14 protein-coding genes are annotated in these 13,487 nt (G+C 61.5%); 6 read left to right on the top strand and 8 right to left on the bottom strand.

Translation table 11 applies throughout. The features are described 5' to 3' along the window. The 3 genes from ACHWUQ_RS13580 to ACHWUQ_RS13570 all read left to right on the top strand — a co-directional run. On the top strand, positions 1–783 hold a 783-nt coding region (locus tag ACHWUQ_RS13580), incomplete at its 5' end, for an RHS repeat-associated core domain-containing protein (protein WP_394681455.1). Positions 784–1,110: 327 nt separating this feature from the next. Continuing rightward, positions 1,111–1,431, top strand: coding sequence for an Imm58 family immunity protein (locus ACHWUQ_RS13575; RefSeq protein ID WP_394681454.1), 321 nt, complete (start codon positions 1,111–1,113; stop codon positions 1,429–1,431). A gap of 81 nt (positions 1,432–1,512) precedes the next feature. Then, entirely contained in the window at positions 1,513–1,722 is a 210-nt protein-coding gene (locus tag ACHWUQ_RS13570) for a hypothetical protein (protein WP_394681453.1), read from the top strand. A 400-nt stretch (positions 1,723–2,122) separates the two neighbouring features. On the opposite strand, the gene ACHWUQ_RS13565 is transcribed toward ACHWUQ_RS13570, so the two are convergent. Next, positions 2,123–3,034, bottom strand: coding sequence for a LysR family transcriptional regulator (locus tag ACHWUQ_RS13565; protein ID WP_394681452.1), 912 nt, complete (start codon positions 3,032–3,034; stop codon positions 2,123–2,125). 143 nt (positions 3,035–3,177) lie between these two features. Between ACHWUQ_RS13565 and ACHWUQ_RS13560 the strand changes: the two genes are divergently transcribed. Further along, positions 3,178–4,041 carry a pirin family protein gene (locus ACHWUQ_RS13560; protein ID WP_394681451.1) on the top strand — a complete coding sequence of 288 codons (864 nt, stop codon included), beginning with the start codon at positions 3,178–3,180 and terminating at the stop codon, positions 4,039–4,041. Between the two features lie 225 nt (positions 4,042–4,266). Here the strand turns inward: ACHWUQ_RS13560 and ACHWUQ_RS13555 are convergent, their stop codons facing one another. The 4 genes from ACHWUQ_RS13555 to purE all read right to left on the bottom strand — a co-directional run bounded on the left by ACHWUQ_RS13555 (position 4,267) and on the right by purE (position 8,042). Next, positions 4,267–5,259, bottom strand: a complete 993-nt coding sequence (locus ACHWUQ_RS13555; protein WP_312835229.1) for an SGNH/GDSL hydrolase family protein — start codon at positions 5,257–5,259, stop codon at positions 4,267–4,269. 85 nt (positions 5,260–5,344) lie between these two features. Further along, complete coding sequence (locus ACHWUQ_RS13550; RefSeq protein ID WP_239809737.1) at positions 5,345–6,343, bottom strand: L-threonylcarbamoyladenylate synthase; 999 nt, start codon at positions 6,341–6,343, stop codon at positions 5,345–5,347. 11 nt (positions 6,344–6,354) lie between these two features. Beyond that, positions 6,355–7,551, bottom strand: coding sequence for a 5-(carboxyamino)imidazole ribonucleotide synthase (locus ACHWUQ_RS13545; protein WP_394681450.1), 1,197 nt, complete (start codon positions 7,549–7,551; stop codon positions 6,355–6,357). Then, the gene (purE, locus tag ACHWUQ_RS13540) at positions 7,548–8,042 is read right to left on the bottom strand and encodes a 5-(carboxyamino)imidazole ribonucleotide mutase (protein ID WP_021027607.1); all 495 of its coding nucleotides are present in this window, start codon (positions 8,040–8,042) and stop codon (positions 7,548–7,550) included. The genes ACHWUQ_RS13545 and purE overlap by 4 nt, the downstream gene beginning before the upstream one ends. Positions 8,043–8,154: 112 nt before the next feature. Here purE and trxA point away from each other — a divergent pair, with 112 nt between their 5' ends. Then, complete coding sequence (trxA, locus tag ACHWUQ_RS13535) at positions 8,155–9,111, top strand: thioredoxin (protein ID WP_394681449.1); 957 nt, start codon at positions 8,155–8,157, stop codon at positions 9,109–9,111. Positions 9,112–9,328: 217 nt separating this feature from the next. After that, complete coding sequence (locus tag ACHWUQ_RS13530) at positions 9,329–10,303, top strand: DUF6882 domain-containing protein (RefSeq protein WP_394681448.1); 975 nt, start codon at positions 9,329–9,331, stop codon at positions 10,301–10,303. On the opposite strand, the gene ACHWUQ_RS13525 is transcribed toward ACHWUQ_RS13530, so the two are convergent. The 3 genes from ACHWUQ_RS13525 to purU all read right to left on the bottom strand — a co-directional run bounded on the left by ACHWUQ_RS13525 (position 10,304) and on the right by purU (position 13,271). Beyond that, positions 10,304–10,720 carry a carboxypeptidase regulatory-like domain-containing protein gene (locus ACHWUQ_RS13525; RefSeq protein ID WP_230770833.1) on the bottom strand — a complete coding sequence of 139 codons (417 nt, stop codon included), beginning with the start codon at positions 10,718–10,720 and terminating at the stop codon, positions 10,304–10,306. Positions 10,721–10,844: 124 nt separating this feature from the next. Further along, a complete protein-coding gene (locus ACHWUQ_RS13520) occupies positions 10,845–12,350 on the bottom strand; it encodes an FAD-linked oxidase C-terminal domain-containing protein (protein ID WP_394681447.1) in 1,506 nt (501 codons plus the stop codon). 75 nt (positions 12,351–12,425) lie between these two features. Then, entirely contained in the window at positions 12,426–13,271 is an 846-nt protein-coding gene (purU, locus tag ACHWUQ_RS13515; RefSeq protein WP_230770836.1) for a formyltetrahydrofolate deformylase, read from the bottom strand. Positions 13,272–13,487 lie beyond the last annotated feature (216 nt).

Raw genomic sequence — 13,487 nt, 5'->3', positions numbered from 1 at the left:
CAGCTGCAGGAGTACGAGCAAACGTTGAGCGACCAGCGCAAAGCAGCTGCGGAAAAAGTGGAAATCCGCCACTACCTCTGCGACCACCTGGGAACGCCCAATGCCTTGATCCGGGAAGACAGCCGACTGGACTGGGCGGTGCAATTAGATGCCTGGGGCAATGTGCGGGTGGAACATAACCCGGATGACTTGTACCAGCCGATTCGGCTGCCTGGGCAGCATGTGGATGGGGATACGGGGCTTTATTACAACCGGCATCGGTATTATGTGGCGGATGCCGGAATCTATATCAACGAAGACCCGCTTGGCTTGAGTGGGGGTGTGAATTCTTATATTTATCCGAATTCCCCATTGACAAATATAGATCCAGTTGGACTGCGCACTATTGGGCCTGCAGCACCTGGAGCATATTATCCGAGGGGCCCGGCTCCAACCCCTTTGGCAAGAAGTAACCTTCCTCGAGCAGCAGCGTACGAGGCTGCTGCAAGCATGACTCAAACCCCTAACCCTGCATATCCAGGTGACCCATTGGATCTACCTTGTATCGAATGGGACTGCTCGGATAAGGATGCATTAACCTGCAAACCTAATGATATAAAGAAGCCGCATGATTTCATCCCTCCTGCCGTAACTACAGCCGATCCGCCTAAAGGGTGCAAATGTATAACTGCCGGCAGGGATCCAGCATTCCAGCTACCATTTGATCCAAAGTTGGATTCATATTCAAATGCTTATGACGTCAAAGATAACTGGAAAAAGGGTATTAGACTTCTCCGGAGGTAAAATGATTAAAAAAATATCTTTTTTATTAGGCTGCTTTATTATATTTTCTGCATTTGGACTTCCTGAAGGGGTAAATAATCAGGCGGGTCTAAAATCTCCGGTATTTAACTTTGTCTACTGGTTAATGATGCCTCTATTAAATCATTTCGGTAAATGCGCAGTGGTGTTGTTGGGTTGTGTTTTTATAATCATTTCAATTTCAATCAAAAATGCTAAGAACTAATGCCTGCAGATTTAATTAAATGGAACTACAATGCGAATTCGAAAAACATCGCGTGTCATAATTTTGCGTAGGTCCAAAGGCTCCAGAAAGAAACTGGGCAAGAGATGAGTGCTATTAATCGATGGAGAAGCTTTTCGTTTATTTTGGGTCTCTGTTGTATCAAATTGATATGCAGGGTAGTTGATCTAGGCATCACAATGACCTATGCTCGAGCTAGTAATGAAGATACGTTGCGGCAGTTAATCTTGCTACGGCAAGTGGTTGAGTATGAATGGATTGGATTAACTGAGGATGAGGTTTTATTGCGTCTAAATGTTTATATTGAGGTGCAAGCACCTCGTTTGATTGTTTTGAAAAAAGATTCTGAAAATCACTCCATTTACTTCGAGTCTTATAGGTTTAATTTTCTAATGGGAGACTTGTAAAGATAGAATAATTAGGCGTAGAAAATTGTATGGTGTAAAGCAATCAGTAGATTGGTGCTGAATCATTTAACTGTGAATGTTATGGCTAAAGATAAGTTATTCATTTATCCCGATAGGAGGTTTGCAGATGATGCTCAATTGGAATTGCGCAAATTGAAGGATATTGCCGTTCTGGTAAGGACTAAATTTGCGCGGTTTATTCTTGTCAGGGCGATTGACGGTTGCCGCGCTTGCTTAATGATGTTGATCGAGTCAGGTCAACAAAACAAGAATATTTCCAAATATCCATGATATTTCTTCCTAAGTTATGGTTTATTCATCTATTCGTGATCACATCTGGATATATTATGAATTATCATTTCGATGAGGATGGGGTGATCGTTATTTACACCCATCGCTAACTGATGAATTCTTCGGCGAAGTCATTTGGGTAATTCTGCGAATAGAGTATTTGATTTGCAGATGTTCTTCTGAGAATTATTTGAGATAGCTCGGCGCCATACCGTGATTTGGCTTTCGGTTGACCAGAAAACTAGCGCGGTGCAGCGTTGCCGTTAATTCTCAAGTTGTAAAGTGGCTCAGCATCTGGGTAATCAGCAGTGCACTAACCCGAAGAATTAAGTTCAACGGCGTTGGCAGCGGCTCTTTGCGTATCGACAAGGTCAATATCCAAGACCCGTGCACGGCTGCGTCAGCAGCTGGGCACTCTCGCAAAGGCATCGGCCAAGTGGTCGATCAGCGCCCGCACCGCCGGCAGCATGCCCCGGCGGGAGGCAAATACCGCGTGCACCGCCTCCTTGCGTGGCCCCCATTCGGGCAGCACCTTGACGAGGGTGCCTTTCTCCAGCTGCTCGTGCACCATGATCATCGGCAACTGCACGACACCCAGGCCGGCCATGGCCGCGCTGCGCAGCGCCACCATGTCGGTGGTGATCAGGCGCGGCGCATGGGTCACCTGGAGGCTGGGCAGGCTGTCGTGTTCGAGCTTCCACACAAACTGCTGCTCAGGCGAGCCCAGCCACAGGCTGGGCCATTGCGACAGATCGGCGGGGCTGCGCACCATGCCCTGGCGTGCGGTCAGGATGGGGCTGGCGACCAAATGCTGGGCATGCACCGACAGCATGCGCACCGACAGGTCGCTGTCTTCCAGCGGCATGGTGCGCACGCGGATCGCCAGGTCAAAGCCCTCGCCAATCACATCGACCGGGCGGTTGGTGGCATCGAGCTGTATCGTCACTTCGGGGTGCATGACCATGAAGTCGGTCAGCATGCGCTCGACCAGCTCATGGAGCAAGGTGATGGGGCAGCTCAGCCGCACAACGCCCCGTGGCTGCGACTGCACGGCTTCGATGCTCAGCTGCGCGGCCTCGGCCTCGACCAGCATGGCCTTGCAGTGCTGGTAGTAGGTCTGGCCCAGCTCGGTTACCGCAAACTTGCGCGTGGAGCGCAGCAGCAGGCGCACGCCCAGGCGCTCTTCCAGCAGTGCAATACGGCGGCTGAGCTTGGATTTGGGCATGCCCAGCGCACGCCCGGCGGGCGCAAAGCCGCCGTGGTCGACGACTTGGACGAAATAAAACAGGTCGTTGAGGTCGAATGGCTGCATGGTGCGCTTTGCTGGATGGTTTTTATCGTTCAAGAAATAGAACTATCAAGGCGAATTATGCCGTCTACCGCTTCCAGTGTTTCAACCCCACAATAACAGTACAGCCTTCCGACACCTAGCTCGGAGGCCAGACAGGAATCCCCATGAAAAACGTACTGCATGTCCAAGACGCACCCCGCCAGCACTGGGTTGGCGACGGCTTTCCTGTGCGTTCACTGTTTTCCTACCAAAGCCACGGCAAGGTGCTGAGCCCGTTTTTGCTGCTCGATTTTGCCGGCCCGGCCGACTTTGCGCCGGCCAGCGCACCGCGCGGGGTGGGCCAGCATCCGCACCGGGGCTTTGAGACGGTGACCATCGTCTATGACGGTGAGGTGGCACACCGGGACTCTACCGGCCAGGGCGGCGAGATCGGCCCTGGCGATGTGCAGTGGATGACCGCTGGCGCCGGCATCCTGCACGAGGAGTTCCATTCGCCTGCTTTTACCGCCAAAGGTGGCAAGCTGCGCATGCTGCAGCTTTGGGTCAACCTGCCTGCGAAAGACAAGGGCGCAGCCGCTGGCTACCAGGCCATCGTGCAATCGCAGATCCCTGCGGTGGCCTTGCCCGGTGGCGGCCAGGTACGGGTGATTGCCGGCGACTACCAAGGCCAGCAAGGCCCCGCCAGGACCTTTACGCCGATGCATGTCTGGGATGTGCGTCTGGTGGCCGGTGAAAAGTTGGAGCTGGATCTGCCCGAGGGCTGGAGCACCGCGCTGGCCATTGTGCAAGGCACCGTGCTGGTCAACGGCAACGATGTGGCGCGCGAGGCGCAGCTGGTGGTGATGGACCAGGAAGGCCGCAAGCTGAGCCTGGAGGCCAATGGCGATGTAGCCTTGCTGCTGATGAGTGGCGAGCCCATCGACGAGCCCATCGTCGGCTACGGCCCCTTTGTGATGAACAGCCAGCAGGAGATCGTGCAGGCAGTCAACGACTTCAACAGCGGCAAGTTTGGCAGCATGCAGGCTTGATCGGCCGGTTGGCGCTGCCTGGGCTGCGTTGAAGCCGCCATAAAAAATGGACACCTCGGTGTCCATTTTTCGTTGTTAGCTAAGAGTTTGGAGGCACTAGCACGGCCCAGCAAACCGAAGGTTTGCGATTGAGACGAGGCGCGAAGCCGCAGGCAGTACGAACGTACGACAAGGCTAGGCGCCCCCGGCAAAGCAACGACGTATCAAGGGTCGTGGTAGTGACTCTTACCAGTTGGCCTTCATGCGGTCGTATACCCAGTCGCCAAAGCGGCGGTGTGCCTGGGGCGTGTAGTTCACCAGGTCGGAGAACAGGTACTGGTCCACCTTGGACGCATCTGCCAACGTGTCACCGGTGCACAGCGACGAATTGATCTGGTTGACGCCAATGTTCAGGCCATTGGTGGCATCTGCAGTGGTACAGGCCGGCTCGGTGTAGTTGGTGAAGCTGTAGCTGCCGGGGTTGCCGGTCATCGAGTTGAAGTAGTACTGCACGTCGGCGTACAGCACTTGCGTGCCCGACAGGCCATACAAGGCGTTCAGCAGGCCGTTGTTGAAGGCGGTGGTAGCGGCTTCCAGCGTGTTGGATGGTTTGGGGTCGGCGCTGGGCTGCGCGTTGTCCAACGTGGTGGCCCACAGGGTGCGGCCCAGGTTGGGCGTGCCCACGGTCAGCACGCGGGGGGCGCCAGCGCTGTTGAGGCGGCGCACCTGCGCGGCCATCTGCTGGCCCGCAGTGGTCATGTCGGCCAGGTACTGGTCGCGGGTCTTGGTGCCGGCGGCGTATTCGTTGTAGCCGGCAATCACGTCGCTCATGCCGCCGCTCATCAGCACAAACTGCTTGCTGGAGAAGGTCGGGTTGGCAGCGAGGTAGCTGTCGATCTGGGCGGTGATGGAGGGGGCATTGGTCACGCCGGTGGCATCGGCCTGGGACACGCGGGCATTGCCATAGGCGTAGGCGGTGCCGCCGTCCTTGGCTGCAGTCAGCGTCAGGTCATAGCGGTAGGCGATTTCACGCGTCCAGTTGTTGTAGCTGCCGTTGCTGACCGAGTAGGGACGGCCATTGGGGTTTTGACCCAGGTCGGACATTGCATCGCCAAAGGTGACGATGCTGTCGGGACGAATCGAGTCCGCGGTTGAGCTAGATCCGCAGGCCGCCAGCATGGCCACCGAGGCACCAGCCACGGCGGTCAACACGGTACGGCGCATCCAATTTGCTGCCATGTGAGTTCTCCAGTAAGTAGAGCGTAGTGTAGCGAGGCTGATCCAGGCCACCAAGGTGATGAGGTAAAGAGAGGTAAAACGCCGTTCAGCCAGCCGCCGCAGCGCGTTGCAGACGGTCGCTGACGCCTTCCCAATCTGCCGAGTCCGGCGGGGTCTCGATCCAGATGAGCTTGGCGCCCCAGTCGTCAAAGTCGCGCAGCAGGCCAAACAGCTCGCGGGCGGCCGCCAGCGGTGCACCGGGCATGGGCTGCAGGCGCAGATGCCGGCTGTCGCTGCGCAGCGGGCTGCGGTGGTACACGGCGATATGCCGCGCATCCGCGCCCAGCACGTCGAGCGCCGACTGCAGCTGCTTGGCATCCATCAGCCTGACCTTGGCGCTGGGCGCGTAGTGCGCGAGCAAGGTGCCCGAGGCGCGTGGGGTGTCGGCCGTCAGCTCCTGCATCGACAGGGGGCGGGTGCCGCAGGCCCGTTCTATATCGTCGCGCGTGATGGCGCCGGGGCGCAGCAGCACGGGCACGCCACGCGTGCAGTCGACAATGGTCGACTCGATGCCGATGTCGCAGGCGCCGCCATCGAGTACCAGCAGACCATCGCCCAGCTCCGCCGCCACATGGGCGGCCGTGGTGGGGCTGACGCGCCCAAAGCGGTTGGCGCTGGGCGCCGAGACGCCCCAGACCGGTGGCTGGAGCTGCTGGCAGGCCCGCAGCACGGCTTGTGCCACCGGGTGCGAGGGGCAGCGCAGGCCCACGCTGTCCTGCCCCGCCGTCGAGGCCACGGCTGCACCGGGCAGGCGCGGCAGGATCAAGGTGAGCGGCCCGGGCCAGAACGCATCGATCAGTTGCTGGGCAAACACCGGCACGGCCTTGGCGTAGCGCTGCACACCGGCGGCATCGGCCACATGCACGATCAGCGGGTGATCGGCAGGCCGGCCCTTGGCGCTGAAGATCTGCGCCACGGCGGCATCGTTGTCGCTGTCGGCGGCCAGGCCGTAGACCGTCTCGGTCGGCAGGCCGATCAACTGCCCCGCCTGCAGCGCCAGGGCTGCGGCGCGCACCGAGGCATCGAGCTTTCCATCCAGAATCACGTGTGGTCCTCTTAGAACGCGGCAATGCCGAGGATGGCGGCGGCTTTCAGGGCCGTCTCGCGCACCTGCTCGGGCGTAGCGGCCGTGATGTTCAGGTGGCCCATCTTGCGGCCGCGCTTGGCATCGACCTTGCCGTACAGGTGCAGGTGGCAGCCGGGCAGGGCCAGCACCTGGTCCCAGGCGGGGGTCTGCGCGCTCTCGCTGTCCTTGAACCACAGGTCGCCCAGCAGGTTCAGCATGATGGCGGCGCTGTGCTGGCGCGGTTGCACCAGCGGCAGGTTGGCCATGCAGCGCACCTGCAGCTCGAACTGGGATACATCCAGCGCGTTCTGGCTGTAATGGCCGCTGTTGTGCGGGCGCGGGGCGATTTCGTTGACGACCAGCTGGCCGCTTTCGAGCACAAAGAACTCCACGCAGAGCACGCCGACATAGTCCAGGCCCTGGGCCACCGACTGGGCGGCGGCAATGGCCTGCTCGGCCTGCGCGGCGGGCAGGTTGCCGGCATAGACCTCGGTCACCGCCAGAATGCCTTCGCGGTGCAGGTTGCGCTGTACTGGCAGGTGCACGATATCGCCGTGGCGGCTGCGCGCGACAATGACCGAGCACTCATGCGCCAGCGGCAGCATCTTCTCGAGCACGCAGGCCACCTGCTTGAGCTCATTCCAGGCTGCGCTCAGTTCTTCGCGGGTCTTGACGCGGATCTGGCCCTTGCCGTCATAGCCCATGCGCGCAGTTTTCAGAATGCCTGGCAGCAGCGCGTCGTTGACGGCGGCCAGTTGCTCGGCTGTCTCGATGACGGCGTAGGGCGCGCAGGGCACGCCGCATTGGACAAAGTGGGCTTTTTCAGCGGCGCGGTCCTGCGCGATGGCGACGGACGCGCCTGCCGGCGAGACCGGCAGGCTCTGGGCCAGCTGGTTCAGCGCGGCGGCGGGCACGTTCTCGAATTCGGTGGTGACTGCAGCGCACAGGCGCGCCAGCTCGGCCAGGCCTTGTGGGTCTTCATAGCCGCTGCGCACATGGTGGTGGCTGACCAGGCCGGCCGGGCTGGTGGCATCGGCATCGAGCACAGCGGTGAAATAGCCCATCGACTGGGCGGCATGGGCAAACATGCGGCCCAATTGGCCGCCGCCCAGCACGCCCAGGGTGGCGCCGGGCAAGATCGCTTGGGCCGGGTTGTGCGCCTCGGCGCTGTGGCTGCCGGTGCTCATTCGTTCACCGGCAAAGTCATGTTGCGGGCCGCCTCGGTCTGCTCGGCACGGAAGGCATCGAGCTTGGCGCGCAGCGCAGGGTCTTCGTTGGCCAGCATGGCCACCGCAAACAGCGCGGCGTTGGCAGCGCCGGCCTGGCCAATGGCAAAGGTGGCGACGGGCACGCCCTTGGGCATTTGCACGATGGAGTGCAGCGAATCAACGCCTTGCAGGTGGCGGCTGGCCACCGGCACGCCCAGCACGGGCACCGGGGTTTTAGCGGCTATCATCCCAGGCAGGTGGGCTGCGCCCCCAGCGCCGGCGATGATGGCTTTGAGGCCCCGTTCTACGGCGCTCTCGGCAAAGCGGAACATGTCGTCGGGCATCCGGTGGGCCGAGACCACCTGGGCCTCAAAGGCAATACCGAATTGCTGGAGAATGGCAACTGCGTGCTGCATGGTCTCCCAGTCGCTGCTGGAGCCCATGACCACGCCAACTTGGATGGGTGTCATAGTGTGGGTTGGCGGGTGTCAAAGGGCAAGAATGCCGGCCCCGCGCCAGGATGGAACCCGCCATTTTACTTTTTGCAGTGAAGCTGCCTGATCAACACGGATTTTTAGCGACATGATCGACGTCACCATTGAGAATTTTGAAGCCGAAGTCATCCAGGCCTCCATGCAGGTGCCGGTCCTGGTGGACTTCTGGGCACCTTGGTGCGGTCCCTGCAAAACCCTGGGCCCCTTGCTGGACAAGCTCGAAGCCGACTACGGCGGCCGCTTCAAGCTGGCCAAGATCGATTCCGACCAGGAGCAGCAGCTGGCGGGCATGTTCGGCATCCGCTCGATCCCCACCTGCGTGCTGATGATCGGCGGCAAGCCGGTGGACGGCTTCATGGGTGCCCAGCCTGAGGGCAAGCTGCGCGAGTTTCTGGACAAGCATTTGCCCTCCGAGGCAGCGATGGCCGCCGAAGCGGGCGCCGACGAGGCCCAGCAACTGCTGGATAGCGGCGATGTGCAGGCCGCGCTGCAGATGCTGCAAGAATCGCTGGCGGCCGACCCCAGCAATGACGATGCCCGTTTTGACTATGCCCGCCTGCTGATCCAGACCGGCGCCGTGTCCGAGGCCGAGGCCCAGATCGAGGAGCCGCTCAAGCGCATCCAGCAGCCGCTGCGCTTTGTGGCGCTCAAGGCCTGGGCCCAGGCGATCCGCTTTGTGCACGAGGACGACCGGGGCGATTGGCCGCTGGAGCAGTTCGACGCAGCCATTGCCGCCAACAAGCGCGATTTCGACACCCGCTTTGCGAAGGCGCAGGCACTGATGGCCGAAGGCCAGTGGACTGCCAGCATGGACGAGCTGCTGGAGATCATCATGCGCGACAAAACCTGGAACGACCAGGCCGCGCGCAAGCTGTTTGTCGCCATCCTGGAGCTGCTGACCCCGCCCAAGCCCAAGGCCAACGATGCCGTGCCCGGCACCACGGCGGGCGGCATTGCGCTGACCGGCAAGGCCAGCAAGCAGGAAGACGAAGTGGGCGCGCTGCTGAGCAGCTACCGCCGCCGCCTGAGCATGGCGCTGAACTGAGTAGGGGCTACCTGGACGCCGCGCTTCCTGTACAGTGGAGGCCTACACCCCGTTGCAACTGCAAAACAGGGGTATCGTGGTTTGCACCTATACTGATAGCAGCAAAGCGGCGATGGGTGCGCGCAGGTGCCCATTTTGAGCGTCAATAGGCCCAATATCCTGGCCTTTGACGCTTGGGGCGCATCGGGCGTGCCGCTACCGCAGGAGAATCAACACCATGGGATTGTGGCAAAAACTGTTTGGCTGGCTGAACCCTTCTGCGCCAACGGCTGCCCCCGCTGAAAACCCGAGCCCGCACCCCGCTGCGGCCACAGGCGCCGCGCCGCAGGAGCCGGTGCGTGGCACGCGCGAACCGGCCTTTGACCCGTCTGCGGAACTGGCCGCACCCGTGACCAGTATCCCCAGCGCTGGCGAGGCCCCCGCCGCCGCTGTACCCCACGCTGCTGCCGAGGCCGCGCCCAGTCCCCAGGCCGATCTGTTCGAGGCCGCAGCCGCCCGCGACGCTGAAATCCCCCCCGCCATTGCCGATCCCGCACTGCGCGACGCACTGTCGGCCTATGCCGGCATGGCCTGGGACCGCCAGCTTGATTTTGCCGAGAAGGTCGGCGACCGCCCCTGGTCGGCCGACACTGCCCAAGGCCTGATTGCCTTTGGCGATGACCTGCGTTTTCGCATGCAGGTGCTGGGCTCTTACTCCTTCCAATCGGGGACCTGGCTGTGGATCTGGGCCCATACCCAGGCCGAGGTGGCACCCGCCTTTACCGAAGTCGCTCGCCAGCTGCAAGGCTTTGGCGCTGCCAAGAACCTGGAGCTGTTCACCCAGCCGCGCACTGCGCTGCGCCAGGAAGACCTGCATGTGATCGGCCTGATCGCTGCCGGTGCGGATGACAGCGCCGGCTATTACCTGGGGAACTATGGCGAAGGCATTTTGCTGGCGCTGATCGACCCTGACCATGGCCTGCCGACCACTGCACCCAAGCCGGAGCGGGTGCCGACGGTGGTGTCGCAATTGATCAGCGATTTTGAATTGAACCACCGCGTGCTGCTGCAGCACTACCTGCCGGCCAAAGGCTTCAGCGTGCAGGAGACCGGCTCACGCATCACCGGCCAGCACGGCGCAAACCGCATCGTCGCCGATCTGGACAGCCTGGGCCGCATCAGCGCCATCTCCGGCAGCCTCGGGCCGGTTTGATCAGAAGCGGTAGTCCAGCGTCTTGCCGGGAGTGCCAGCTGGCGCCACCTCGACACTCTGGCTGACTGCCTTGCCGCCATCGGCGCTGGCCTTGACGGTGTAGCGTCCGCTGTCCAAACGCAGCAGGCACACGGGGCCCTGGGCCTGGAACTGCGCGACTTCCGTGCCCTTCTCCGACTCGATCACGACCTGGATCTTTGCCAGGTAGTCGCCTGTCTTGGTCGCAAACAGCAGAGACAGCGGATAGTCCTTCATCGCCGCGCGCATGGCCGTCGACTCGTCAATGCCAATGCCGCCGCAGACATACTGGACATCGCCGGCCTTCTGCAGCGCCGGTTGCTGGGCCTGCACCGCAGTGGCAGACAGCAGGGCGGCGCAAAGCAGGGCAGCGTTCAGTGTGGTGATGGGGTTTTTCAAGGCAATCCTTTGCAGTAGTGGCTCTGCCTTGACTGTGCGCCTGCGCCACTGGGTTGCCTGTCAGCCAACGGCGGACATCGCAGTACGCAGCCGACGCGGCCTGCACCACACCCAGCCGTGCAGCCTAGAACCTGGGCAGGTCTGGATGCGCCAGCTTGCCGGCGCGCACCAGCATCTTGCCGTACTCGGCACAGCGGTTCAGGGTCGGAATCACCTTGCCCGGGTTGAGCGTTCCCCGCGGATCAAACGCCGCTTTCAGCGCCAGCATCTGCGCATTCTCCTCGGCGGAGAACTGCACGCACATGCTGTTGAGCTTTTCCACACCCACGCCATGCTCGCCGGTCACCGTGCCGCCCATGGCGACGCTGGTCTCCAGAATGTCGGCGCCAAACAGCTCGCAGCGGTGCAGCTGGTCGGGGTCGTTGGCATCGAACAGGATCAGCGGGTGCAGATTGCCGTCGCCCGCATGGAACACATTGGCGCAGCGCAGCTGGTACTTTTTCTCCATCTGCTGGATGGCGAGCAGGATATCGGCCAGGCGCTTGCGCGGAATGGTCGAGTCCATGCACATGTAGTCCGGGCTCATCCGGCCGCTGGCGGGGAAGGCGTTCTTGCGGCCGCTCCAGAAGCGCAGGCGCTCTTCTTCGTCCTGGCTGATGCTGATCGCAGTGGCGCCGGCGGCGCGCAGCACCTGGCTCATGTGGGCGATCTCCTCGGCCACTTCTTCGGGCGTGCCATCGCTCTCGCAGAGCAAGATGGCCTCGGCGCTCAGGTCATAGCCGGCATGCACAAAGTCTTCGACGGCGGCGGTCATCGGCTTGTCCATCATCTCCAGCCCGGCCGGGATGATGCCGGCGGCAATCACCGCTGCCACCGCATCACCGGCTTTGCGCACATCGTCAAAGCTGGCCATGATGCAGCGCGCCAGCTGGGGTTTGGGCACCAGCTTGACGGTGATCTCGGTGGCCACGGCCAGCATGCCTTCGCTGCCGATCACGGCGGCCAGCAGGTCGTAGCCCGGCACATCGAGCGCCTGGCTGCCAAACTCGATGGGCTCGCCTTCCACGGTGAAGCCCTTGATCTGCAGCACGTTGTGCACCGTCAAGCCGTATTTGAGGCAGTGCACCCCGCCCGAATTCTCGGCAATATTGCCGCCAATGGTGCAGGCGATCTGGCTCGATGGGTCTGGCGCGTAATAGAGGCCGTAGGGCGCCGCTGCATCGCTGATGGCCAGGTTGCGCACGCCGCATTGCACCACGGCCGTGCAGGCGGCCGGGTCAATGTGCAGGATCTGGTTGAAGCGGGCCATCGACAAGGTCACGCCCAGCGCAATCGGCAGCGCGCTGCCGGACAGGCCAGTACCGGCACCGCGCGCCACCACGGGTACCTGCAGCGCATGGCAGGCCTGCAGCACCGCCTGCACCTGGGCATAGGTCTCGGGCAGCGCCACCACCAGCGGGCGCTGGCGGTAGGCGGTCAGGCCATCGCATTCATAGGGGGTGGTGTCCTCGTCATGCCATAGCAGGCAGTCGTCGGGCAGCAGCTTGCGCAGGGCGGCCACGACGTCGCGCTGGCGTTCTGCGCGCTCGGTCGAGGCCGGTGGGGGCGTGGGGAGGTCAACCTGGCTCATGCCCACACTGTAGCAAGTTGGCAAGCCTTCCGAGGTCACCGGGGCAACCGCCTGCAGGCAGCGCCCCGGGCTGGATCAGCGGAAGATGACGGTCTTGTGGCCGTTCATCAGCACGCGGTGCTCGCTGTGCCACTTCACTGCGCGGGCCAGCACCTGGCTCTCGGTGTCCTGGCCACGGGCGGTCAGGTCTTCCACGGTGTCGGTGTGGTAGGCGCGGGCCACGTCCTGCTCGATGATCGGGCCTTCGTCGAGGTCGGCCGTCACATAGTGGGCGGTGGCGCCGATCAGCTTCACGCCGCGGTCATGGGCCTGGTAGTAGGGCTTGGCACCCTTGAAACTCGGCAGAAAACTGTGGTGGATGTTGATCGCACGGCCCGACAGCTTGCTGCACAGGTCGTTCGACAGCACCTGCATATAGCGCGCCAGCACGACCAGCTCGGCGCCTTCGGCCTCGATGATCTCGAACTGCTTGGCCTCGGCCTGGGCCTTGGTCGCCGCCGTCACCGGGATGTGGTGGAAGGGGATGTTGTAGCTGGCCGCCAGCTGGTAGAAATCGCGGTGGTTGCTGACGATGGCGCGGATGTCGATCGGCAGCAGGCCTTCCTTCCAGCGGAACAGCAGGTCGTTGAGGCAGTGGCCCTGGCGGCTGACCATGATGACGGTCTTGATCTTTTCTTCGGCCGCATGCAGGCGCCAGTGCATCTCGAAAGGCTTGGCAAAAGCATCCAGATCCTCCCGCAGCTGGCTGGGGTCTCCTTCGCTGGCAAAGCGCACGCGCATGAAAAACAGGCCAGTGGCCGGATCGTTGAACTGGGCGGCTTCTTCAATATTGCTGCCGTGCTCCAGCAGGAATCCGGATACCGCGTGGACCAGCCCCCGGCGATCAGGGCACGAGAGAGTGAGGATGTAAGCGTTGGTCATAACCTGCCATTGTCGCAGTGTTGGCTAAGGGAGTTCCCCAGTCGGGGTTTGGTATTTTGACTGGGTAGAATTGAGCTGCGACTTTGTAAATAAACGTCAAGATTATAAATTTATTGTTCTGTCATTCAGCGGTCACCAAGGGTTGCAGAGCCCCCGGAAAACCGCTGCAAATCAAAGACATCGACCAGAACCCGTGCTGTTTGCGATGCGCCGATG

The organism is uncultured Comamonas sp. (assembly GCF_964277875.1).
Classification (GTDB): Bacteria; Pseudomonadota; Gammaproteobacteria; order Burkholderiales; family Burkholderiaceae_C; genus Comamonas; species Comamonas sediminis.
The sequence above is the reverse complement of the archived record's forward strand: the minus strand, read 5'-3'. Positions and strand labels throughout refer to the sequence as shown.